This is a genomic window from Rhodobium gokarnense, assembly GCF_025961475.1.
GTDB classification, from domain to species: domain Bacteria; phylum Pseudomonadota; class Alphaproteobacteria; order Rhizobiales; family Rhodobiaceae; genus Rhodobium; species Rhodobium gokarnense.
The window spans coordinates 196,584-218,742 of record NZ_JAOQNS010000010.1 but is presented as its reverse complement, the minus strand read 5'-3'; the positions used below and the strand labels follow the sequence as shown (position 1 = coordinate 218,742).

23 protein-coding genes are annotated in these 22,159 nt (G+C 66.1%); 13 read left to right on the top strand and 10 right to left on the bottom strand.

Annotation, left to right across the window (positions count from 1 at the left end; all coding sequences use genetic code 11):
- Positions 1 to 451: 451 nt before the first annotated feature.
- The 6 genes from M2319_RS17310 to M2319_RS17285 form a co-directional block, all read right to left on the bottom strand.
- Positions 452 to 1,540 (bottom strand): DUF1513 domain-containing protein, encoded by a 1,089-nt coding sequence (locus M2319_RS17310; RefSeq protein WP_264602712.1) that lies wholly within the window; start codon positions 1,538 to 1,540, stop codon positions 452 to 454.
- Between the two features lie 2 nt (positions 1,541 to 1,542).
- Positions 1,543 to 2,631 (bottom strand): imelysin family protein, encoded by a 1,089-nt coding sequence (locus M2319_RS17305; protein ID WP_264602711.1) that lies wholly within the window; start codon positions 2,629 to 2,631, stop codon positions 1,543 to 1,545.
- Positions 2,631 to 4,154 (bottom strand): di-heme oxidoreductase family protein, encoded by a 1,524-nt coding sequence (locus M2319_RS17300; protein ID WP_406682203.1) that lies wholly within the window; start codon positions 4,152 to 4,154, stop codon positions 2,631 to 2,633. The genes M2319_RS17305 and M2319_RS17300 overlap by 1 nt, the downstream gene beginning before the upstream one ends.
- A 112-nt stretch (positions 4,155 to 4,266) precedes the next feature.
- The gene (gene bfr / locus M2319_RS17295; RefSeq protein WP_111432224.1) at positions 4,267 to 4,752 is read right to left on the bottom strand and encodes a bacterioferritin; all 486 of its coding nucleotides are present in this window, start codon (positions 4,750 to 4,752) and stop codon (positions 4,267 to 4,269) included.
- Between the two features lie 105 nt (positions 4,753 to 4,857).
- Positions 4,858 to 5,190 carry a (2Fe-2S)-binding protein gene (locus M2319_RS17290; protein ID WP_264602710.1) on the bottom strand — a complete coding sequence of 111 codons (333 nt, stop codon included), beginning with the start codon at positions 5,188 to 5,190 and terminating at the stop codon, positions 4,858 to 4,860.
- Complete coding sequence (locus M2319_RS17285; RefSeq protein ID WP_264602709.1) at positions 5,187 to 6,407, bottom strand: imelysin family protein; 1,221 nt, start codon at positions 6,405 to 6,407, stop codon at positions 5,187 to 5,189. The genes M2319_RS17290 and M2319_RS17285 overlap by 4 nt, the downstream gene beginning before the upstream one ends.
- Positions 6,408 to 6,769: 362 nt before the next feature.
- Between M2319_RS17285 and M2319_RS17280 the strand changes: the two genes are divergently transcribed.
- The 11 genes from M2319_RS17280 to M2319_RS17230 all read left to right on the top strand — a co-directional run bounded on the left by M2319_RS17280 (position 6,770) and on the right by M2319_RS17230 (position 15,556).
- Entirely contained in the window at positions 6,770 to 7,255 is a 486-nt protein-coding gene (locus M2319_RS17280; protein WP_264602708.1) for a hypothetical protein, read from the top strand.
- Positions 7,256 to 7,313: 58 nt separating this feature from the next.
- Positions 7,314 to 7,484 carry a hypothetical protein gene (locus M2319_RS17275; RefSeq protein ID WP_264602707.1) on the top strand — a complete coding sequence of 57 codons (171 nt, stop codon included), beginning with the start codon at positions 7,314 to 7,316 and terminating at the stop codon, positions 7,482 to 7,484.
- A 483-nt stretch (positions 7,485 to 7,967) separates the two neighbouring features.
- Positions 7,968 to 8,414, top strand: a complete 447-nt coding sequence (locus M2319_RS17270) for a 2Fe-2S iron-sulfur cluster binding domain-containing protein (protein ID WP_264602706.1) — start codon at positions 7,968 to 7,970, stop codon at positions 8,412 to 8,414.
- A 45-nt stretch (positions 8,415 to 8,459) separates the two neighbouring features.
- Positions 8,460 to 9,380, top strand: a complete 921-nt coding sequence (locus tag M2319_RS17265) for a catechol 2,3-dioxygenase (protein ID WP_264602705.1) — start codon at positions 8,460 to 8,462, stop codon at positions 9,378 to 9,380.
- A 13-nt stretch (positions 9,381 to 9,393) separates the two neighbouring features.
- Positions 9,394 to 9,828 (top strand): GlcG/HbpS family heme-binding protein, encoded by a 435-nt coding sequence (locus M2319_RS17260; RefSeq protein WP_264602704.1) that lies wholly within the window; start codon positions 9,394 to 9,396, stop codon positions 9,826 to 9,828.
- 25 nt (positions 9,829 to 9,853) lie between these two features.
- Complete coding sequence (locus M2319_RS17255; RefSeq protein WP_264602703.1) at positions 9,854 to 11,347, top strand: 2-hydroxymuconic semialdehyde dehydrogenase; 1,494 nt, start codon at positions 9,854 to 9,856, stop codon at positions 11,345 to 11,347.
- Between the two features lie 8 nt (positions 11,348 to 11,355).
- Positions 11,356 to 12,153 carry a 2-keto-4-pentenoate hydratase gene (locus M2319_RS17250; RefSeq protein WP_264602702.1) on the top strand — a complete coding sequence of 266 codons (798 nt, stop codon included), beginning with the start codon at positions 11,356 to 11,358 and terminating at the stop codon, positions 12,151 to 12,153.
- Positions 12,154 to 12,155: 2 nt separating this feature from the next.
- Positions 12,156 to 13,103, top strand: coding sequence for an acetaldehyde dehydrogenase (acetylating) (locus tag M2319_RS17245; protein ID WP_264602701.1), 948 nt, complete (start codon positions 12,156 to 12,158; stop codon positions 13,101 to 13,103).
- 13 nt (positions 13,104 to 13,116) lie between these two features.
- Positions 13,117 to 14,142 carry a 4-hydroxy-2-oxovalerate aldolase gene (dmpG, locus tag M2319_RS17240; RefSeq protein ID WP_264602700.1) on the top strand — a complete coding sequence of 342 codons (1,026 nt, stop codon included), beginning with the start codon at positions 13,117 to 13,119 and terminating at the stop codon, positions 14,140 to 14,142.
- Positions 14,143 to 14,170: 28 nt separating this feature from the next.
- On the top strand, positions 14,171 to 14,938 hold the full coding sequence (locus M2319_RS17235; RefSeq protein ID WP_264602699.1) for a 2-keto-4-pentenoate hydratase: 768 nt from the start codon (positions 14,171 to 14,173) through the stop codon (positions 14,936 to 14,938).
- 24 nt (positions 14,939 to 14,962) lie between these two features.
- A complete protein-coding gene (locus tag M2319_RS17230; RefSeq protein ID WP_264602698.1) occupies positions 14,963 to 15,556 on the top strand; it encodes a 2-hydroxychromene-2-carboxylate isomerase in 594 nt (197 codons plus the stop codon).
- 616 nt (positions 15,557 to 16,172) lie between these two features.
- Here the strand turns inward: M2319_RS17230 and M2319_RS17225 are convergent.
- Positions 16,173 to 16,901: a GntR family transcriptional regulator gene (locus M2319_RS17225; protein ID WP_264602697.1), complete on the bottom strand. Its 729-nt coding sequence runs from the start codon at positions 16,899 to 16,901 to the stop codon at positions 16,173 to 16,175.
- Positions 16,902 to 17,155: 254 nt separating this feature from the next.
- Here M2319_RS17225 and M2319_RS17220 point away from each other — a divergent pair, with 254 nt between their 5' ends.
- Entirely contained in the window at positions 17,156 to 17,719 is a 564-nt protein-coding gene (locus M2319_RS17220; RefSeq protein ID WP_264602696.1) for an antibiotic biosynthesis monooxygenase, read from the top strand.
- Positions 17,720 to 17,896: 177 nt separating this feature from the next.
- Here the strand turns inward: M2319_RS17220 and M2319_RS17215 are convergent, their stop codons facing one another.
- Both M2319_RS17215 and M2319_RS17210 read right to left on the bottom strand, forming a co-directional pair.
- A complete protein-coding gene (locus M2319_RS17215) occupies positions 17,897 to 18,106 on the bottom strand; it encodes a cold-shock protein (RefSeq protein WP_264602695.1) in 210 nt (69 codons plus the stop codon).
- A gap of 146 nt (positions 18,107 to 18,252) precedes the next feature.
- Entirely contained in the window at positions 18,253 to 19,629 is a 1,377-nt protein-coding gene (locus tag M2319_RS17210; RefSeq protein ID WP_264602694.1) for a DEAD/DEAH box helicase, read from the bottom strand.
- 419 nt (positions 19,630 to 20,048) lie between these two features.
- Between M2319_RS17210 and M2319_RS17205 the strand changes: the two genes are divergently transcribed.
- Complete coding sequence (locus M2319_RS17205; protein WP_264602693.1) at positions 20,049 to 20,987, top strand: 3-hydroxyacyl-CoA dehydrogenase family protein; 939 nt, start codon at positions 20,049 to 20,051, stop codon at positions 20,985 to 20,987.
- Positions 20,988 to 21,031: 44 nt separating this feature from the next.
- On the opposite strand, the gene M2319_RS17200 is transcribed toward M2319_RS17205, so the two are convergent.
- Positions 21,032 to 22,156 carry an HlyD family secretion protein gene (locus M2319_RS17200; protein WP_264602692.1) on the bottom strand — a complete coding sequence of 375 codons (1,125 nt, stop codon included), beginning with the start codon at positions 22,154 to 22,156 and terminating at the stop codon, positions 21,032 to 21,034.
- Positions 22,157 to 22,159 lie beyond the last annotated feature (3 nt).

The following is a 22,159-nucleotide window of genomic DNA, read 5'->3' as shown; positions in this document are numbered from 1 at the left end:
GCGAAAACGGAAAAACCAAAATGGTCGCCCTCATCGCCATCGCAAGAAAGCTCATCACAATCATAAACGCCAGAATCCGCGATCAAATCCAACCACAGACAAAACTGTGTTGATGACGCAGAACATATTTATTTGTCAATGAATTACCGTCATTGCGAGCGCAGCGAAGCAATCCAGAGCAGAGCTGGCGCAGCGCAATGCGCCGCCTGCCTGAGCCCCACCACCAGCCCCACACTCTCCCCGTCACTCCCGGCTTGACCCAGGGCCCATTGCCCCTCTCAACGCGGAAGCCCGTCGAGGTGAAGGAAGGCCGTCGGTCCACGCACACGCACCCCAAACCGCCGGCGACATACCGTGTGGACAAGGGCAATAGGCCCCGGCTCTCCGCTGCGCTACGGCCGGGGTGACGGGAGAGTGAAGGGCCGGGCTGACGGCGAAGGGGGAGCGTCCCTCAAACCATCCGCATGTGGTTGTCGAAGGCGATCCCCGGATAGCGCGCAAGGTCCTTGTCGCCGTCGAAGACGAGCCCCGTTCCACTGGTGCCGAAGAAGGCGTTGCCGGCGTCGGGCGCAAGGCCGCAGACGTCTTCGATCTTCGCCTCCGAGACGATGGTCCCGCTCGCGCAGTTCCAGATCGTCATGACGCCGCCGCGCGGGCTGGAGGTGGCGACGAGCGTTCCGTCGCGGCTGGTGGCGACCGAACCGACATATTGCCGGTAGCCGCGCATCACCCGCGCCGGCGCCGACATCATCTCGGCCTCCCCGTCCCGCATGTGCTTGCCGATCAGCGGCACCTGGTCGGTCTTCGGCCCCTCATACTGGCAGCCGAACCAGACAGCGCCATCGCCGTCGATGCTGATGTGGCGGATCGAGAGCTGGTGGCGCTCAGGCCCAAGCTCCATCTTGTCGACGACCTCGCCGCTCTCAAGATCGAGATAGGCGAGCGAGGGCTCCATGGTGGCGATGTTGAGCTTCTGGCGGCCATACATCGGATCGATGAGGATGCCGCCATTGGCGACGACGGCCGTCTTGCCGTCCGGCATCAGGAGCGTCTCATGCGGGCCGATGCCGCCGGTCCAGATCTCGCCGATGCGCCGGTAGTCCGCCGCCACGTCGTAGACCCCGAGCATCCCTTTTTCGAGCTCATAGGCATTCTCGGTCGCATAGAGCAGCCGCCCGTCCGGCGTATAGAGCCCGTGACCGCAGAAATGCCGTCCCTCGACCGCCGGAATGGTCCGCACGATCTTCCCGGCCGCAAGGTCGACGACGGCCGCGAACCTGCCCGGCCTCCGGCCGAAGACGACGGCCGTGGCATTGTCTGGCGAGACGGTGGCGCCATGGCCCCGCCCTTCCATGCTCTCGGTGAAGAGGAGCCTTCCGTCCGCGTTGAGGACGGCGACGCCGAAGCTGCCGTCGGCATTGCGGATCGCGGTGACGTAGGTCGCCTCGCCCCCGGACGCCTCCGCCGGCACGGCGACGGCCGTCGCCAGCCCGCTGGCAAGCGCGCCGGCCAGGAACCGGCGCCGGTCGATCTCGATCACGGTCAGTCTCCGTCGAAGGAATTGAAGCCGATGGCGAGCCCGGTCCGCCCGGCATAGTAGTCGCCGATGGATTCCTTGGCGCCATGCAGGCTGAGGAGCACGAGATCGAGGAACTTGCGCTTCTCCTCGTCGCGCAAGGCTTTCCCGAAATCGTCCTCAACCTGCCCCAGCGACTGGAACACCTGGCCGACCTCGAAGCGCAGCGACTGCGACAGCCAGGCGTCCTCCTCGCCGAGGGCGGAGATGAAGTCGCCCTTTTCGAACATCGCCAGCACCGATTCCACATTCGCCTTGATCGCGGCAACGGTGAGCCCGGCGCGGCGGAACGGCGCCACGCGCGGGTTGGCGTCCCTGGCGTCCTCACCCATGATGGCAACGAGCTTGAGGTCGCGGACGAACTGCATCTCCTCGGTCATCGCACGCAGGAGATCCTGAACCACTTCGCCGTGGGTCCTGTAGACCGGATTATCGTCGCCCGGCTGGAGGAGCACGGCGGAAAAGCCGTCCGCCTTGGTCCAGTCCGCGGCGATGTCGCCGGCCGTCGCCGCCATCCGCGCGGCGATGGACTGGGCATAGCGGCAACGGAAATCGGCGGCGCCCGGCTCTGCAAGCTCGTCGGCGCCGGTGCCGAAGAGCGCGAATTCCAGCGCCCCAAGCCCCTGAACGGCGACGCTCTTGTCCCAAAGCGCATCGGCACCGATCGCGCTCTCGTCCTTGGTCGAGATAATCCGCTGAACCTGGCGAAGGCCGAGGCTGCGCCGGTCCGGCCAGAAATTGAGCCGCTCATAGCGGTTGTCCTCGCGCACCGGGCCGAAGCGGAGGAGCTCCACCCGCGACCAGGCGTCGACGAGGTCGGCGAATTGCCCGCGGGCAGCGCTCAGCGTCTCCTTGGACGGCTCGGAACACAGAGCCGACGTCGCCGCATCCATCGCCTTTGCCTCGGCCGCCAGCCGGTTGTAGCCGGGGCGGATGAACTCCGTGATGGTCCGCTCCACGATCCGCGGATAGGCATCGGCGGGTGCCGCCGCGGCGGCGCCCGGAAGGGCCGCGGCGAGAAGGAGGAAGGCGAGAGCGGCGTGAACGAACGGCATCACAGGGACCCCAGGAATTTCAGAAGATCGGCACGGGCGGAGGGTTCAAGATCGGCAACGGCATCGCGCGCCGCCTTGGCCTCGCCGCCATGCCAGAGGATGGCTTCCAGCAGGCTGCGGGCGCGCCCGTCATGCAGGAAGTAGGTGTGGCCGCTGACGGTCTCGGTCAGCCCGATGCCCCAGAGCGGCGGCGTGCGCCACTCGCGGCCCGAAGCATCGCCGACAGGCCGGCCGTCGGCAAGCCCCTCGCCCATGTCGTGGAGCAGGAAATCGGAATAGGGCCAGATGAGCTGGAAGCGGTGGGCCGGGTTCGGCGCATCGCGGCGGGTCACGAATTTCGGCGTATGACAGGAGGCGCAGCCGGCGTCATAAAAAACCTTCTTGCCGCGCAGCACCGCCGCATCGCCGACATCGCGGCGGGCCGGAACGGCAATGTTTTCCGAATAATGGACGACCATTGCGAGAACCGGGTCCGGCGCCTCGGTGGCGCCGAGATTGGCCTGCTCGCCCGTCGGCATCCCGCGGCAGTCCTTTTGGCGCGCGGTACAGTCGCCGAAGGCATCGGGCATCAAGGGTGTGGAAATGCCGATATCGCCGGAAAAGGCGTGGGCCGACTGCTCCAGCACCGAGGGCATCGATGCCTTCCAGCCGAACCGGCCGAGGACGATGTTGCCGGCGTGGTCGCGCACGATGCTGGCCTTGCCGGAAATGCCGTCGCCATCGGCGTCCTCAGGGTCGGCAAGGCTGAGGATGTCGGCCGCGTGGATCTGCTCGATTAGGCCGAGGCCGATCATCTGCGGCGCCACGCGTGGTGAGAGCTGCACCTTCGGGTGCATCGGCCCGTAGCCGAGATTGCTCACCCGGTAGTCCGGCCGGCGCAGGCGCGCGGTCTCGCCGCCGGCAAGCGCGATTGTTTCTTCCGTGTAGTCCACATGGAGCCGGCCCTCCGCAGCAAGGCCGGTGACGGCGGATTCCTGGAGCTGGCCGCCATAGGTCGGCTCCGGCACGCTGAGGATTGCCTTGGTCGCGAGCGCCTGGCGGTCCGCATCGGTCTCGGGCGGGATGGAGAGCCTCAGGAACATGGAGACGGCGCTGGCGCCGGGGCTCTCCGGCGGCCGGCCGCGGCCGTCGCGCACATGGCAGCTCTGGCAGGAACGGGCGTTGAAAAGGGGCCCGAGGCCGTCCGAGGCCCGGGTCGATGAGGGCGAGGAGACCCAGAGCTTCTCGAACAGCCCGTTGCCGAAGCGGAACTCGGTCTCGTCCTTGCGGGAAAGATTGGCGAGCGGCTGGGAAAACGCCATCCGCGTCACCCGCTTCATATGGGTGCCCGCGCCGGCGGACCGGGCCTCGAAGCGCTCGGGCTTGGAAAAGTCGGTGGTCGGCCGGGTGACGGTAGCGACGCGCGCCGCGTCATCGGCGGAAAGGTCGTCGCGGCCGCCCTTGTCGGCGGCGACCGTCGCGGCAAGGCCCGTGGCAAACGCCAACGCACCGATGCCCGCGGCCGGCAACAGGCGCCGCGCCACTACGCGCCCCCTTTCGCGCAATCGCGCATCGGCCGGAAAGGGGGGCGGAAAGGCCGGACCGGCACAGCCAGGGGCATGCGCCGGTCCGTGGAATTCGCGGCCGTGAAGCGGCCTAGTCGGCTTCGCTCGCCGGGCCGGCATTGAGCTGGCCGTAGTTCTGCGGGCCGATTTCCTTGAACAGCTCGAGCTGGGTTTCCAGGAAGTCGATATGGCCTTCCTCGTCCGTCAAAAGCTCCTCGAAGAGCTCCATGGAGACGTAGTCGCGCGCCTCGCGGCAGACCTCGCGCGACTTGGCATAGGCCTCGCGCGCCTCGTATTCGGCAGCCAGATCGCTGTCGAGCACTTCCTTGACGGACTGGCCGATGCGCAGCGGCGCAACGGTCTGCAGGTTCGGAAGCCCCTCCAGGAAGATGATGCGCTCGATCAGCTTGTCGGCGTGGCCCATCTCCTCGATGGACTCTTCCCGTTCCTTCTTGGCCAGCAGCGTGTAGCCCCAGTCGTCCAGCAGCCGGTAATGCAGCCAGTACTGGTTGATCGCCGCCAGTTCCATAAAGAGCGCTTCGTTCAAACATTCAATGACTTTTGGGTCGCCCTTCATCGGCTCTTCGTCCTTTCCGTCTCGCATTGGGATGTCGTCTCCCAATGCAAATAGAACGAATGGCGCCATATTCAAAGGGGCGTAGTCGTGGCGAGCGGCCGGCGGTTATGCCGCGATCGTCTTTTTCCACTGCTTTGCGGCGACCTCGCGGCGCGCCCGGCGCATCTCGACGATGCGGCGGTGCTCGGCCTTCAGGTTCGACAGGAAAGCCGCCGTGCGGTCTGCATCGGCGGTTCCCAGGGTGCGGTGGAAGCGTTCGGTCGCCCGTTCGATGATCTGGACGACATTCGGAAAGCAGTTGCAGCACTTCCCCCGTTTCCGCATCTCCTTGTAGACGTGGCCGGGGACGATAAGCCGCCAGGGATCGTCCTTGAGGAGGCCGAGAACGGCCTCCTCAATTTCAAGATCGCTGATGACGTTGCAACTGCAGACGATCATTGGAACACCGCGTTCGGGTTATCGAGGCTGTCGGAGCCCTCGAAATCGATGGCGTCGAGGTCGAGTTCGGCGACCACCCGCTCGATCGAGCGGGTCTGGTCGACGAGCGCGTCGATCGCGGCCTGGACGACGGCGTTGCCCTCGTCATTGCCCTCGCCGATCATCTGATCGTAGGCCTCGCCGCCTTCGGCGCGCTCCTTCATGGTCGTCATCGCCGCCATGGTCGCCTCGAGCTTGCCACTCAGTTCCTTGTCGAGGTCGGCGTTCTTTTCGGCGACGAGGTCGGAGAGGCTCGCCCCCTCCACGACGGACCCGTCAATGCGGGTGTACTTGCCGTGGTAGACGTTGCTGATGCCCTTTGCATCCAGGAAGTGCGACATGTGGGTGTTGTCGGAGAAGCAGTCGTGCTCTTCCTCCGGATCGTGGAGGAGAAGGCCGAGCTTCATGCGCTCGCCGGCAAGCTCGCCATAGGAGAGCGAGCCCATGCCAGTGAGGATGCGAACGATACCGCCATCGGCGTCCATCACGTCCTCGCGGGCAGCGCCGCCCTCAGACCAGGCCGCGACGATCTCTTCCAGGTCGCTGATCATCAGCGTCGAGGCCGCCTTCAGGTAGGCCGCGCGGCGGTCGCAATGGCCGCCGGTGCAGTTGGCGGTGTCGAAGTCGGTCGCCGGACGGGTTCCTGCGCCGGCATCGGTGCCGTTGACGTCCTGGCCCCAGAGCAGGAATTCGATGGCGTGGTAGCCGGTGGCCACGTTCGCCTCGACCTCGCCGGCCTCGTGCAGGGTCTCGCCGAGAAGCTCCGGCGTGATCTTGGAGGTGTCGATCTCCTTGCCGCCGATGGTGATCGTCTCATTGGCGATGACGTTGGCCGTGAAGAGCTCGTTCTCGTCCGACTCCATGCCGTAAGTGTCGGTCTTCACGTAGTCGATCAGGCCCTCGTCGAGCGGCCAGGCGTTCACCTTGCCTTCCCAGTCGTCGACGATCGGGTTGCCGAAGCGGAACGCCTCGGTCTGCTGATAGGGGATGCGGGCGGCCCGCCAGGCGTCCTTGGCGGCGGCAAGCGTCTCCTCGGAGGGATCGGCGATCAGCTTGTCGATGGCCGCATCGAGCGTCTTGGCCGCGGCCAGAGAGTCCTCGTAGCCGGCCTCGGCGATATCCGCATAGGTATCGAGGACCGCCTTCTTGTCGACCTCGGCGGCGGCAGGTGAGATCATCGTCAGCCCCGCTACAAGCCCGGCAACTCCACAAGCCCGGACGAACTGGGCACTTACGATTGGCAACATAAATTGTCCTTCCCCTTGTTTTCTCGCCTTGGCGAGTGACGCACCCCTACTCTTAATGCGAATGACTTTCAATGGCAATTAAGGGATATTGCGCATAGACATTTAAAAAATCGCGAAAAAAGGCCATTTCTGCCCATTCCCACGGCAAAATGTTAGACCGAGTATAATTTAAGCACATCCGCCGTTCTACGTATTGCTATTGCAACTCATTCTCATTAGCGTCATGCGGATGAGAGGCGTGCCCTGCCGCGACGACGGCGCGCCCGGTGGACCGGTGGAGGGGAACCGCCGCAATGAACTGCATTCCATGCCCCAAGGGCGACATCTGCCCGCTGCGCGAGGCCGACGGCAGCCTGCGCATACCCGAGCGGCTGGTCGGCATCGGCTTTCGCTGCTGGATGGCGGGGTTCGCGACCTGCGACATCAATTGCTGGGAGGCCGGCTGGCGCATCTATCGCGACAGGCTCGGCGCCGACGCGGCCAAGGGCGCGATCACCGAACTGTCCTGCTGGGTGCGGGCGCTGAGCGCCGCCGCCAACCGGCGTATCGAGTTCTATCCCTTCTACGATCCCTTCGACGGCGTCGCCTTCTGCCGCGACGAGCGGCTCGGCATCGCCATGATCGCCGCCGGCCAGCACGAGGCGGAGGACGCCGTGCGCGGCGTCGCCGCCACCCTCCTCGGCACGCCCGACGCCGACGAGGTGGTGCGGACTGCCCGAGATTTCGCCGCCGTGCTCGGCGCAGCCGGCATGACGCTGGAGCCGCGCCAGAGCCAATAAGAACCGCGCACGGTCCCTCAGGCGCCGGCGCCAAGAAATCCAGAACCGGGAAACATCCATGATCGTCCTCAGAATGCTGCCCGCCCGGACCCTCGCCGAACTCCTGACCGCGGATGCCGGCCACCGGCACGGCACGCGCCCGTCCAACGTCGTCCGCCTCCACCTGGAGGACCCGGCGACCGAGGACGATGCCTGCCGCGAGGAGCCCCGCCGCTCCGCGGCCGTCTGAGGCCGCATTACCGCGTCAGATCGACCGCGCGCGGACGGCTCGGCGCCGTCGGCGCCAGCACCAATCGACCCTGCTCGAGGCGCACACTCTCCCGCCTCCACGTCCCCCGCGTCACCACCGGACTTGATCCGGTGGTCCATGAGGCCTGTCCGCTTGCATCAGCATTCGTGTTTGGAATCAACGCCCTATGGATTGCCGGGTCAAGCCCGGCAATGACGCTTGAGAGGGATGGAGACGGGAAGCAAGCCCGCATCCTTCTCACCTAGCCTCCGACATCGGTTTGCCTCTTGGCGGATACCCAGACCAATAGTCTGGCCCGGCCGGACCTGCTCTGCCGCCTCGCAGCCGCCCCCTCCGGCAACCATCCCCATTCCTAAGAATCCGCCTTTTTGCCACGGCCCTGCGCCCTTCCGCGCGGCCGCCGACGGCGCGCGCCTGCCCGAAACAAATAAACGAGAGAGTCTTTAAATAACGATATTTTTGTTGACAGACGATATTTTAGACGACCATGATGCATCCGTAAGCGAGTGGCGGTCCGCAATACCGGACCGGACAAAACTCGCGCCGATGGAAACGTTGAAGAAGGATCCGGCCTGCATGGCTGATGCCGCCGGAACGGCCCCGAAAACCTACCGCATCACCTTCGAGGGCGGCGACAGCTTCGACTGCCGCGAGGGGGAGCGGGTACTGGCCGCCATGGAGCGGGCGCGTCTGCGCAAGATCCAGGTCGGCTGTCGGGGCGGCGGCTGCGGCGCATGCCGGGTCCAGATCCTTCAAGGCGACTGCGACCGTTTGCGGATGGGGAAGAACCATGTCGACGACGCGGAGGCGGCAGCAGGCTTTGCCCTGTCCTGCCGCATCACGCCGAAGAGCGACATGGTGCTGCGCAACGCGGTCAAGACACCGGTATCGCGGCAAAAATGCGCCTGAAGGCAGCCGCGACGACACCACGGGAAACGTCAAGGGAGACGACAAATGGCACTCAAAGGGATCTTGCGTCCGGGCTTCATCCAGCTCCGCGTCCTGGACATGGATGAGGCGCTGACCCACTACATCGACCGCGTCGGCCTCAACGAGGTCAGCCGCAGCGACGACGGCCGCGTGTTTCTGAAGGGCTGGGACGAGTTCGACCGCCACAGCTTCATCCTGCGCGAGGCTGACCAGGCCGGCATCGACCTGATGGCCTTCAAGGTCGACAGCGACGCCTCGCTCGATGATTTCACCAAACGCCTCAACGACTACGGCGTCGCCACCGACGAGGTGCCGGCCGGCGAGCAGCCGGGCGTCGGCCGCCGCATCGGCTTCACCATCCCGAGCGGCCACCGCATCGAACTCTATGCCGACATCGAGATGTCGGCGACCCATCCGGCGATCGAGAACCCGATGATCTGGCCGGTCGAGCCGCGCGGCATGAAGGCGACCCGCTTCGACCACGCCCTGCTCTACGGCCCGAACCTCGATCAGGTCCTCGACCTCTTCACCAACGTGCTCGACTTCTCGCTCGCCGAATATGTCGACACCCCGGACGGCAAGCTGGCGATCTGGCTGACGGTCTCCAACAAGGCCCACGACATCGCCTTCGTGAACCATGCCGAGCCCGGCAAGTTCCACCACGCCGCGTTCTTCCTGGAAAGCTGGAACGACGTCGGCCACGCCGCCGACATCATGACCCACTACAACATCTCCCGGGACGTCGGCCCGACCCGCCACGGCATCACCCGCGGCCAGACCATCTACTTCTTCGACCCGAGCGGAAACCGCAACGAAGTCTATGCCGGCGGCTACACCTACTACCCCGACAACCCGACCCGCCGCTGGAGCGCCGACCAGGTCGGCCGCGGCATCTTCTATTACGAAGGCGAGTTGAACGAAGCCTTCCTGTCGGTTCTGACCTGACGGGATCGCACCGATGAAGGTTGTCGAACCCAGCACCTGTCTGACGTTCGAGGCCGGCCTGGCCGCGGTGGAAGCCGCGGTCAGGACGGGCCTTGCGATGGAGCGGCCGATCAACGCCGCCGTCGTCGATACCGGCGGCCACCTGCTGGCGTTCCTGAGGGCGCCCGGCGCCCCGCTCCATTCCATTTCCATCGCCGAGGACAAGGCCTTCACCTCGGCAAGCTTCGGCCTTGCCACCTCCAAATGGGGCGCGGTCGTTGCCGGCGACGACATGCTGCGCGACGGCCTGATGGTCCGCGACCGCCTGGTGATGTTCGCCGGCGGCCTGCCGATCTCGGTCGACGGAAGGATCGTCGGCGGCATCGGCGTCTCCGGAGCCTCGGCCGAAGAAGACGAGATTTGTGCAATGGCCGGGCTGAAAGCCATCGGCCTTGCCCCCGAAAAATAAGATCAACCAGTCCGGAAAGACGACGATGAGCACACAGACAGCCCTCAAAGCGGAAACCGCCGCGGTCGAGATCAAGCATTTCATCAACGGCGAATTCGTCGCCGGCTCCGGCGGCGAGACCTTCGACAACATCTGCCCGCTGAACGGCGAGAAGCTCGGCGTCATCCACAAGGCAACGAAGGACGACGTCGACGCCGCGGTGAGCGCCGCCCGCGCCGCCCTCAAGGGCGAGTGGGGCCGCATGCCGACGGCCGAACGCGTCAGGCTGCTCTATGCCGTCGCCGACGAGATCGACCGGCGCTTCGACGACTTCCTTGCCGCCGAGATCGCCGACACCGGCAAGCCCAAGTCCCTCGCCGCCCACATCGACATTCCCCGCGGCGCCGCCAACTTCAAGGTTTTTGCGGACGTCGTGAAGAACGTGCCGACGGAAAGCTTCTTCCTGGAGACCCCGGACGGCGCCGGCGCCATGAACTACGCGGTGCGGAAGCCGAAAGGCGTCATCGGCGTCATCTCGCCCTGGAACCTGCCGCTCCTCCTGATGACCTGGAAGGTCGGCCCGGCGCTCGCCTGCGGCAACACCGTCGTGGTCAAGCCGTCGGAGGAAACCCCGATGACCACAGCCCTCCTCGGTGAGGTGATGAACGCGGTCGGCATCCCGAAGGGCGTCTACAACGTCGTCCACGGCCACGGCCCCGACGCCGCCGGCGAATTCCTCACCCAGCATCCCGGCGTCGACGCCATCACCTTCACCGGCGAGACCCGCACCGGCGAGGCGATCATGAAGGCCGCGGCCAGGGGCGTGCGCGACGTCTCCTTCGAACTCGGCGGCAAGAACCCGGCGATTGTCTTCGCCGACTGCGATTTCGACGCCGCCATCGAAGGCACCATGCGCTCCGTCTTCGCCAATTGCGGCCAGGTGTGCCTCGGCACCGAGCGGGTCTATGTGGAGCGGCCGATCTTCGACAAATTCGTCGCCACCCTGAAGGAGAAGGCGGAAAACCTGAAGCTCGGCCATTCCGACGACCCGGAGACCAATCTCGGGCCGCTGATCTCCGAGGAGCACCGCGCCAAGGTGAAGTCCTACTACGACAAGGCCGCCGCCGAGGGCGCCACGGTCGTCACCGGCGGCGGCATCCCGGAAATGGGCGACCTCAATGGCGGCTGGTGGGTCGAGCCGACCATCTGGACCGGCCTTCCCGACGACAGCGCCATCGTCACCGAAGAGATCTTCGGCCCCTGCTGCCACATCCGCCCGTTCGACAGCGAGGACGAGGTGCTGAAGCTCGCCAACGACACGCCCTACGGCCTTGCCGCAGCGGTCTGGACCGGCGACGTCTCCCGCGCCCACCGCGTCTCGCGGCATCTTGAGGCCGGCATCATCTGGGTCAATTCCTGGTTCCTGCGCGACCTCCGAACCGCCTTCGGCGGCTCCAAGATGTCCGGCATCGGCCGCGAGGGCGGCGTCCATTCCCTCGAATTCTACACCGAACTGTCCAATGTCTGCGTGAAGCTGTGAGATCCGCCGTGAGTTCCACTGAAGAAAACATCCAGAAGGCCGCAGACGCGATCTTCGATGCCCATGCCACCAAGAAACCCGTCGCGCCGATCCGCGACATGCTGGAAGACGGCGACGTCGACGGCGCCTATGCCGTCCAGGAGATCAATACGAAGCGCTGGCTGGAGGCCGGACGCAAGGTGGTCGGCCGCAAGATCGGCCTGACCTCCGACTCCGTCCAGAAGCAGCTCGGCGTCGATCAGCCCGACTACGGCATGCTGTTCGCCGACATGGCGGTGCCGGAGGGTGAGGAAGTACCGACCGGCACCCTGATCCAGCCCAAGGTCGAGGCCGAAATCGCCTTCGTCATCGGCAAGGATCTCGCAGAGCCGGACCTCACCATGTCCGACCTGATGAGCGCGATCGAGTACGTCCTGCCCGCCATCGAGATCGTCGACAGCCGGATTTCCAATTGGGACATCCGCATCCTCGACACCGTCGCCGACAACGCCTCCAGCGGCCTCTACGTCCTCGGCACGACGCCGGTGAAGCTCGACGGCCTCAACCTTCGAAGCTGCGGCATGGTGATGACGCTGAAGGGCGAGCCGATGGCGACCGGCGCCGGCGCCGCCTGCCTCGGCCATCCGCTGAACGCGGCCCTGTGGCTGGCAAAGACCATGGCCCGCGTCGGCCGACCGCTCGGCGCCGGCGACCAGATCATGTCCGGCGCCCTCGGCCCGATGGTCGTCGCCAGGCCCGGCGACGTCTTCGAGGCCCGCATTACGGGCCTCGGCTCCGTCCGCGCCCAGTTCGCCAAGGGAGAGTAACGATGAGCAATGCCAAGACCAAATGCGCGATCATCGGCTCGGGCAATATCGGCACCGACCTGATGATCAAGGTGATGCGCACCGGCAAGAACATCGAGATGGGCGCCATGGTTGGCGTCGACCCGGCCTCCGACGGCCTTGCCCGCGCCGAGCGCCTGAAGGTGGCGACGACCGCGGAAGGCATCGACGGCCTCATCAAGATGCCGGTGTGGGACGAGATCGGCGTCGTCTTCGACGCCACCTCCGCCTACGCCCACAAGAAGCACAACGATATCTGCATTCAGTACGGCAAGCAGATGATCGACCTGACGCCGGCGGCGATCGGCCCGCACTGCATCCCCGTCGTCAACATGGACGAGCACCTGAACGAACAGAACGTCAACATGGTGACCTGCGGCGGCCAGGCGACCATCCCGATGGTCCATGCCGTCGCCCGGGTCTCGAAATCCGTTCCTTACGCGGAGATCGTCGCCTCGGTGGCGTCGAAGTCCGCGGGCCCCGGCACCCGCGCCAATATCGACGAGTTCACCCAGAACACCGCCCGCGCCATCGAGACCGTCGGCGGCGCCCACCGCGGCAAGGCGATCATCATCCTCAACCCGGCCGAGCCGCCGCTGCTGATGCGCGACACCGTCTATGTGCTGAGCCAGGGCGCCGAGCCGGAAGAGATCCAGAAGAGCGTCGAGGAAATGGCGGCCGAGGTGCAGAAATACGTGCCCGGCTACCGCCTCAAGCAGGACGTCCAGTTCGAGCGCTTCGGCGACAACAACCCGATCCGCTTTCCCGGCTATGGCGAGTTCACCGGCATCAAGTCGACCATCTTCCTGGAGGTCGAGGGCGCGGCCCACTACCTGCCCGCCTATGCCGGCAATCTCGACATCATGACGTCCGCAGCGCTGGCGACCGCCGAGCGCTGGATGGACAAGACACGCGACGCCGAAGCGGCCTGAGGGAGCGAGAAAGATGACCGATAAGATCTACATCCAGGACGTGACGCTCCGCGACGGCATGCATTCCATCCGTCACCAGTTCCAGCTTCCCGACGTCATCCGCATCGCCAAGGCGCTCGATCAGGCCAATGTGGCTGCCATCGAAATCACCCATGGCGACGGCCTCGCCGGCGAGAGCTTCAACTACGGCCTCGGCGCCCACACCGATTTCGAGTGGATCGCCGCCGTTGCCGATGCCGTCGACACCGCCGTCGTCACGGTGCTGTCCCTGCCCGGCATCGGCACCCGCGAGCACCTGAAGGCCGCCTATGAGGCCGGTGCCCGCTCCTGCCGCATCGCCACCCACTGCACAGAGGCCGACGTCTCCCAGCAGCACATCCCGATCGCCCGCGAACTCGGCTACGACACCATCGGCTTTCTGATGATGGCGCATATGAGCTCGCCGGAGGGCCTTGCCGAACAGGCAAAGCTGATGGAGGGCTACGGCGCGACCACAATCTACGTCACCGATAGCGCCGGCTACATGCTGCCCGACGACGTGCGCGCCCGGATCCGCGCCGTGCGCGATGCCATCAAGCCGGAGACGGAACTCGGCATCCACTGCCACCACAATCTCTCGCTCGGCGTTGCCAACTCCATCGCCGCCATCGAGGAAGGCGCCAATCGCGTCGATGCCTCGCTCACCGGCCTCGGCGCCGGCGCCGGCAACGCGCCGCTTGAGGTGCTGATCGCGGTCATGGACCGGGCCGGCTATGAGCACGGCTGCGACCTCTTCGGCCTGATGGATGCCGCCGACGACCTCGTCCGCCCGCTGCAGGAACGCCCGGTCCGCGTCGACCGGGAAAGCCTCAGCCTCGGCTATGCCGGCGTCTATTCCAGCTTCCTGCGCCACGCGGAGAACGCCTCGGAACTCTACAACATCGACACCCGCGACATCCTCGTGGAACTCGGCCGGCGCGGCATGGTCGGCGGCCAGGAGGACATGATCGTCGACGTCGCCCTCGACCTCGTCAAGGCGCGCCAGCACGCCGCCGAATAGGCGCACAAGAACGAAACGAAGGACCGAAATGAAGAACCTTGCCAACTTCGCCGAGATCGTCGACGAGGCGGCCCGCACCGCCAAGGCGATCCCGCAATTCGTCGGCGACGACGAGATGACCCTCGACGAGGCCTATGCCGTCCAGGCGATGTCGGTCTCGCGCCGGATCCAGCGCGGCGAGCGCCGGGTCGGCTTCAAGATGGGGCTGACCAGCCGGGTCAAGATGGAGCAGGTCGGCGTCTCGGAGGTGATCTGGGGCCGGCTCACCGACGCCATGCGCGTGGAGGAAGGCGGCGTCCTCGATATGGGCGGCTACGTCCATCCGCGCGTGGAACCGGAGATCGCCTATCTGATGAAGAAGCCGCTGTCAGGTGACGTCAGCCCGATGGAGGCGCTTGCCGCCGTGGAAGCCGTCGCCCCGGCGCTGGAGATCATCGACAGCCGCTACGAGAATTTCAAGTTCGCCCTCGGCGACGTCGTTGCCGACAACTCGTCCTCCTCCGGCTTCGTCGTCGGCGGCTGGCACGCGCCGGAAACGGACGTCGCCAATCTCGGCATCATCATGAAGTTCGACGGAAGGCCGGTCGAGATCGGTTCCACGGCCGCGATCCTCGGCAACCCGATCCGCTCGCTGGTTGCCGCCGCCCGCATGGTCGCGCGCTCCAGCGAACGACTGGAGCCCGGCTACATCGTGCTCGCCGGCGGCGCCACCGCGGCCGCCCACCTTGCCCCCGGCGTCCACGTCTCCTGCGAATTCCAGAACCTCGGCGACGTCGAATTCCGCGTCGCCGACTGACAATCGAAACGAAAGCCCAGCCCGATGAGCGACCCGGCGGATCTCCTGTTCTTCTTCAATTTCCGCAGCCCCTACTGCTACCTGGTGACCAAGTCGGTCTGGGACATTTTCGAGGATTACCGGGTCAATTTGGTCTGGAAGCCCCTCGGCGGCTGGAACGGCCGGTCCGATCCCGACCGCGCCAAGGTCAAGATCCCCCTGGTGCGCCAGGACGTCGGCCGCTGGGCGAAGAAACTCGGCATCCCCTACACCCCGCCGCCGATCACCACCGACCCGACCAGGGCCGGAGCCGCCAGCCTCTACGCCGAGAAGGAGGGCCGGCTGCGCGACCACGTCGTCGAGACGATGCGGATCGAATGGGCGGAAGGCCAGGACATCGGTGATCCCGACGTGCTGCGTGAAGTCGCCCGGCGCATCGGCATGGACCCCGAGGCCGTCATCGCCGCCAGCGAGGACCCGGACAACCTCGCGGTCCTCGACGAAAACGCCGTGGAAGCCAGGGAACGCGGCGTCTTCGGCGTCCCGACCTTCATCACCGGCGACGCCATCTTCTGGGGCAACGACCGGCTGGATTTCCTTCGCGATCATCTGCGCGAGGAGCGGTTGCGGAAGATTTGAGGGTAACGCGCCCGTTCGCTACCGCCCGCTGCGCCATCGGCGTCGCCGACAGGTCAACCCGGTCACCCCACCCTCTCCCGTCATCCCGGGCGAAGCGAAGCGGAGACCCGGGACCCATTGCCCGCCTCGGCACTGTATGCCCTGTCGGTGGTTCCGTGACGTCGCCCCGCGCACCCCAAGCGTTCCGATCACACACGACATACCGCATGGAGACGGACATTAGGCCCCGGCTCGGGGGCCGGGGTGACGGCAGAGGGTTTGGCTTGCGGGAGCGGTTCGCTCAGCGGGTGATGGCGCTCCAACAACAACCTCAGTCAGAGCCGACAAGCCGCGCTGGATTGCTTCGCTGCGCTCGCAATGACGGTGGATTGAATTTCTCATTAAATTTCAACGCCATTGCGAGGGTCCGAAGGACGGGGCGCGGCGCGTGACGCGAGTCTGGGAAGGCCGACGCGGCAATCCAGCCCTTCCGCCTCCCCCCGCGCAAACGCCGAAACGAGTCCTTCAACGGCATACCGGGTGGATAGGGGCATTAGGCCCCGGCTCGGGGGCCGGAGTGACGGCCGAGTGTGTGGTCTGCGGGAGCTGCCATCAGTCGGCGCAGCAGGGAAGCCCCCTACTCCGCCGCCTCGGGCTTGCCCTCGAACTGCTTTGCGATGACGCCGACGGTGCGGTCGATATGGGTGCCGACCAGTTCGGAGGCCTCGTCGGGCTTGCGGGCCATCACCGCCTTGAAGATCGCCTCGTGCTCGGCGTGGACGTTGCGCGGCGCCGTGGTGTCGGCCAGCGACAGGCGCAGATAGCGGTTCGACTGGTCGTGCAGGATCTTGCGGAAATTGAGGAGCCAGCGATTGCCACAGGCCGAAATCAGCGCGTCGTGGAAGGCCTGGTTGAGGTCGCCCCATTCCGAGGCCACCTCGTCGGGCTTGTCGGCCAGCCGCTCCTCGACCTTGGAGAGCCGGTGATAGGCGGCGACGATGCCCGCCTCCCAGTCGTCGTCGCCATGCTCGATCGAGCTTCGAAGCGCGATCGTCTCCAGGATCTTGCGCATCTCGGCAATGTCCCGGAAGTCCTGCAGCGAGACGGCGGAGACCCGAAAGCCGCGCTGGCCCTCGGTGGTCACCAGCGATTCCGACATCAGCCGCGACAGCGCCTCGCGGATCGTGCTGGCGCCGACGCCGAATTCCTTGCGGAGCTGTTCCACCCGGAGCCGCTCGCCGGGCTGGTGCCGCCCGCTCAGGATATCTTCGCGCAGCCGTGAGAAGACGGCTTCGATCATGGTCTTCGCACCACCGTTCTTGGCGGCGGTGGCAAGGTCGTAGAGCGGCGGTTCGGCAATGGGCATGGGACGATTTCAACCAGCGACAGGAAGCGTTCGGGATTGGTAATATGACCCAGAAAAACGCAATCCGCAACGATTCTCATATATTCTAGAAACGTTTAAATGAAGTGTATATTCACGTTATTCTTTGATAAAAACGATATTTTGTGCTATCGGGTCCGTCGTCAAAAGCCGGACCGCGCGTTCGGCCGCAGCGCGTCGGACGGCGGTGTCGAAACCGCCCGGAACGCCAGAATTCTGAGAGAAAAGGAAGGCTCATGAGCGACCCCGAACCGCAAGAGCCCGTCACCGTCAGCGTCGCGCGCAAGGTCCTGCCCGGAAGGGAGGCCGCCTATGAGGAGTGGATCAAGGGCATCTCCGCGGCCGCCTCGTCCTTTCCCGGCCACATGGGCCTCAATGTCCTGCGACCTTCTGCCCGGACCAACCACGAATACGTGCTGATCTACCGCTTCGACACCTACGAGCATGGCCGCGCCTGGGAAGAGTCGGAAGAGCGCGCCCATTGGCTGGAGAAGCTCGCCGACGTCACGGCCGGCGAGACGACGATGAAAAAGGTGACGGGGCTGGAATTCTGGTTCGACCTGCCCGCCGTGCCGGCCGCCGCCAAGGCGCCGCAATGGAAGATGGCGCTGGTGCTGATCGCTGTCGTCTTCGTGCTGGTCTATCCGCTGCAGCTCACGGTCGGCGCCTGGCTCGCCGGCGGCCCGTTCTGGCTGCGGGTGCTGGTCATCGTCGTCCTGCAGGTGCTTTTGATGACCTATGTGGTCATGCCGCGGGTGACGGCCCTCCTGAAGGGCTGGCTCTTCAAGCCGGCAAAGTAACGACCGGGCCAAAAATGTGAAACGGCGGAGCGTTGCCGCCCCGCCGTTTCGAAATCGTGACGCCGGGCGAGCCCGACTGAGACTTATCCCAAGTCCCGACACCCGTCGGGACTTGGCAAGCGCAAATGCGCGCCGGCGCTGATGCGCCGTAAGCCTGCGTGGCGCCTGAACGCCTGCTTACTGAGCCTGAAGGTTGACGGCCGAGGACTTGCCGCGGCGCTGGTCGACCTCGATCTCGTAGCCGATCTTCTGACCCTCGTTGAGGGTCGACATGCCGGCACGCTCCACCGCGCTGATATGCACGAAGACGTCGTTGCCGCCATCATCCGGCTGGATGAAACCGTAACCCTTGGTGGCGTTGAACCATTTGACCGAACCCGTCTGCATTTCGAAATCTCCTCTTAAGACGTGACAGGGGATGCTGGTTTTTTGTGGTTCGGATGCGGGCCCGTCGACAAACCGCCGTTTGCCGGCGCGCCCCATCCGATTGGGTCGGGTGCGGCGGCCGGAGCCGGACGCCACACCGCATGTTGTCAGGTATTCGTGGACGCGGATGCACCTGCATCCGACCGCGAACCGATATTGCCGAGCATGCGGGACAGCCCGTCGCCGGCGGCTTCCGGACCGGCCTTGCCGAAGCGACGCGACTGCGGCGCCTCGCCCTTGGCCGATGATTTGCCGTTGCGGGAACGCCTGCGCCGGCGCGGCGGCTTGTCGCCGGACCGCTCCTCCACGGACCGGGCCTCGGCCCGGCGCTTCGGCCTGCGGCTGTGGCGCTCCGTCGGCAGTGCGTCGCCCTCCGAGCCGATCGCGCGCCCGATCAGGCGCTCGATGTCGCGCAGGAGGCCGCGCTCGTCCGGATCGCACAGCGACACAGCGATGCCGCTCTTGCCGGCGCGGGCCGTACGTCCGATCCGGTGCACATAGGCCTCCGGCACGTTCGGCAGCTCGAAATTGATGACATGGGAGACATCGTCGATGTCGATGCCGCGGGCCGCGATGTCGGTCGCGACGAGGATGCGCACCCGGTCATTGCGGAACGCGGCGAGCGCCTGCTGGCGCTGGCCCTGGCTCTTGTCGCCGTGGATCGCGGCGGCCGAAAGGCCGGCATCGAGCAGATGCTTGCTGACCCGGTCGGCACCGCGCTTGGTGCGGGTGAAGACGATCGCCCGCTCCACATCGGCACCGGCGAGGATGTCGACCAGCGCCGTGCGCTTGGCCGCCTTGTCCATATGCATCACCGACTGGTCGATGCGCTCGATCGGCCTGGCCGTCGGGGCAACGGAGATCTCCGCCGGACGGTTGAGGAAGTCGCTGGCAAGGCCGCGGATCTGCTTCGGCATGGTCGCCGACAGGAGCACCGTCTGGCGCTCCCGCGGCAGCTTGCCGAGGATGCGGCGCACGGCCGGCAGGAAGCCGAGGTCGAGCATCTGGTCGGCCTCGTCGAGGACAACGGCCTCGGTGCCGTCGAGCCGGATGGCGCGGCCGCCGAGATGATCCTCAAGCCGGCCCGGCGTCGCGATCACGATGTCGACGCCATTGGCAAGCGCGCGGACCTGCGGGCCCGGCTTGACGCCGCCAACGATGACCGTGGAGGTGACCCGGGCAAAGCGCCCGTAGGTGCGCACGCTGTCGGCCACCTGGGCGGCCAGTTCGCGGGTCGGAACCAGCACCAGCGCGCGGCAGGTCTTCTTGTCGGCGCGGCGCTTGTCGCCTGCGATCGCGTGCAAAAGCGGCAGCACGAAGCTGGCGGTCTTGCCGGTGCCGGTCTGGGCGATGCCCAGAACGTCGCGGCCGTTGAGAATTTCGGGAATGACTTTCGACTGGATGGGGGTCGGATCGGTATAACCCTCGGCCTCGACGGCACGAAGGAAAGGCTCGGCGAGGCCGAGATCGGAAAAGGTCGTCAAAAAGGAAGTCTTTCGTTCATCGTCCTGCGGACCAAGGGTGATATGCCCGTCACGCGGCACGATCTAGTTTCTATGAGCGGACTTGCGTAGTTCAGTCGCTGGCTTTCGTGCCTTGCGGCACCTTTTCATGGCAACGATCTTCTACGACGGCTGCTCAGAAGCACGCCCCCGCGTTCAACCCTTTGGTCGTCTACGCGCGGCAGCGTTGCCGCCAATGACCACAGTTTGCGTCGAAAAGCAACAGCTATTGCGTCGGGCGGGCGACGCGGCCGCACCCCTCGACGCCCCTCCGGCCCGCAGGAAACCGCCGAAAGCCGCCACACACCCATAAAGATGCGGGCATTTTTCTTCGCAACCGGCCTTCCATTTCCCCGCGCGGCCGGCTCAACTTTCTCAAAAGCGAACGGGAGGACGCGCGGATGCCGGGCAAGCAGGGGGTGGGAAATCTGACGACGGCGGTAATAGGTGCCGGCCAGATGGGCCACGGCATTGCCTGGGTCCTCGCCGAGGCGGGCCACACCGTCCGCGTCCACGACCGGTCGACAGACGCGCTTGAGAGCCTGCCGGCCCGGCTCGCCGCCATCGAGACGATGTTCGGCGCCGACGGGACGATCGCCGACCGCGTGACGGTCGCCCCGAGCCTTGCGGAAGCTGCCGCCGGTTGCGATTTCATCGTCGAGGCGGCAGCCGAAAATATCGCGCTGAAGCAGGCCCTCTTTGCGGAATTGGAGCGCGCGGCGCCGGACGAGGCCATCCTTGCCTCCAACACCTCGTCGATCCCGATCGGCATCATAGCAGAGCGCGTGACCCGCAAGCACCGGGTCGTCGGCACCCATTTCTGGAACCCGCCGCATCTCGTCCCGCTGGTGGAGGTGGTGCAGATCGGCCCGGAGAACCTTGCGGCAGTCGAGCGCACCATAAGAATCCTGCGCGCGGCCGGCCGCAGCCCGGTTCACGTGAAAAAGGACGTCCCCGGCTTCATCGGCAACCGGCTGCAGCACGCCCTGAAGCGCGAGGCGATCGCCCTCGTCGCCGGCGGCGTCTGCGATGCGGAGACCCTCGATCAGGTGGTCAAGCTCGGCTTCGGCCGGCGCCTTGCCGTCCTCGGTCCGATGGAACAGTCCGACCTCGTCGGCCTCGACCTGACCGAGGCGATCCACCGGACCATCATGCCGGCGCTGGACGTAACGCCCGGGCCCCACCCCTATCTGCGTTCCAGGGTCGCGGACGGTCATCTCGGCATGAAGACCGGCGAGGGCTTTTACAAATGGGCACCCGGCGAGGCCGACGCAGTGCGTGCGCGCCTGCGCGATTTCCTCGCCGTCCAGGCGCGAGCCGAACGTGAGGCCAAGAAATGAATGTCACACGCATTGCAAAGGCGTAGCGCACCGACCGGCACACGCTACTCCGGCGAGGCCATCGCCGCGGCGTGGCGCCGCTCCGCCTCGGCGCCGGTGTCGGGCGCACCGTCCCCGGCGCCCGTCCATGTCTCGTCCTGCGGCGGGCGGGCCTTTTGCTCCGAAAGCGGCCACGGCAGGTAGGATTTGCACCGGATCTCGACCTTTTCGTAGACCGGGAAGACGCCCGGATCGGCGAGCCGGATGCGCGCGAGCTGGTTGCGGTCGCGCGGCTTGAAGGTGTTCTGGAACTCCCGCGGCAGGGCGTCGGAGACCGGCAGGATGTCGGTGATGACGCCGTCGCTCCTGTGGCGTCCGCTCGACACCGTGACCTCCATGCCGGCCTCGATCGGCAAAAGGTAGCGCCGCGGCAGGTAGGTCAGCACATAGGCCTCGCCGGAATAGACCGAAAGGATCGGGTCGCCGGCACGAAAGACGCTGCCGATGGAGGGAACACGCGCGCCGACGGTGCCGCCGGCCGGCGCCCGGATGACGCCCCCGGCATAGTGGGACATGAGGTCGGCAACGGCCCTTGCGGCATCGGCCCTGGCCTCCTCCAGCGCCGATATCTGCGCCGCCAGGGTTTCCGTTTCCGTCGCCAGCTTCACCCGGTCCTGGCGCGCGTTGAAATTGGCCCTGAGCGCCTCCTCGTAGCGCGTCGAGGTGAGGAGGCCGCGGTCCGACATGTCGTCGAAACGCACCAGCACCTTGCTGGTCTCCGTCTCGCGCCGTGCCGCCAGCGGCAGGAGCTGGCGGGCGACCGCGGAGCGGAGCTGGAAGGTCGCCGCCTGCTGGGCGAGTTCGGCCTGGCGGATCGACAATTCGGCGAGCCGTTCCAGCACTTCGGTGGATTCGATCCTGAGCAGCGTGTCGCCCTCGCCGACCGTCTGCCCCTCGCTGACGTCCACCTTTGCGACGCGGGCAACGAAGGTGGCGGCGATCACCGTCTTGTCGCGCAGCACCAGCCCGCCGCCGCGCAGCATGACCAGATCGCCCCAGACATAGTTCGCCACGGCAAAGCTGAAGACCACCAGCAGGGCGAAATAGATGTGCCGGCCCGGCCGGCTCCGCCCCTTGCGCTCCTGGTTGGCGATGGTGTCCGCGCGCGGACGCTTTTTCAGACTGCGCATGGC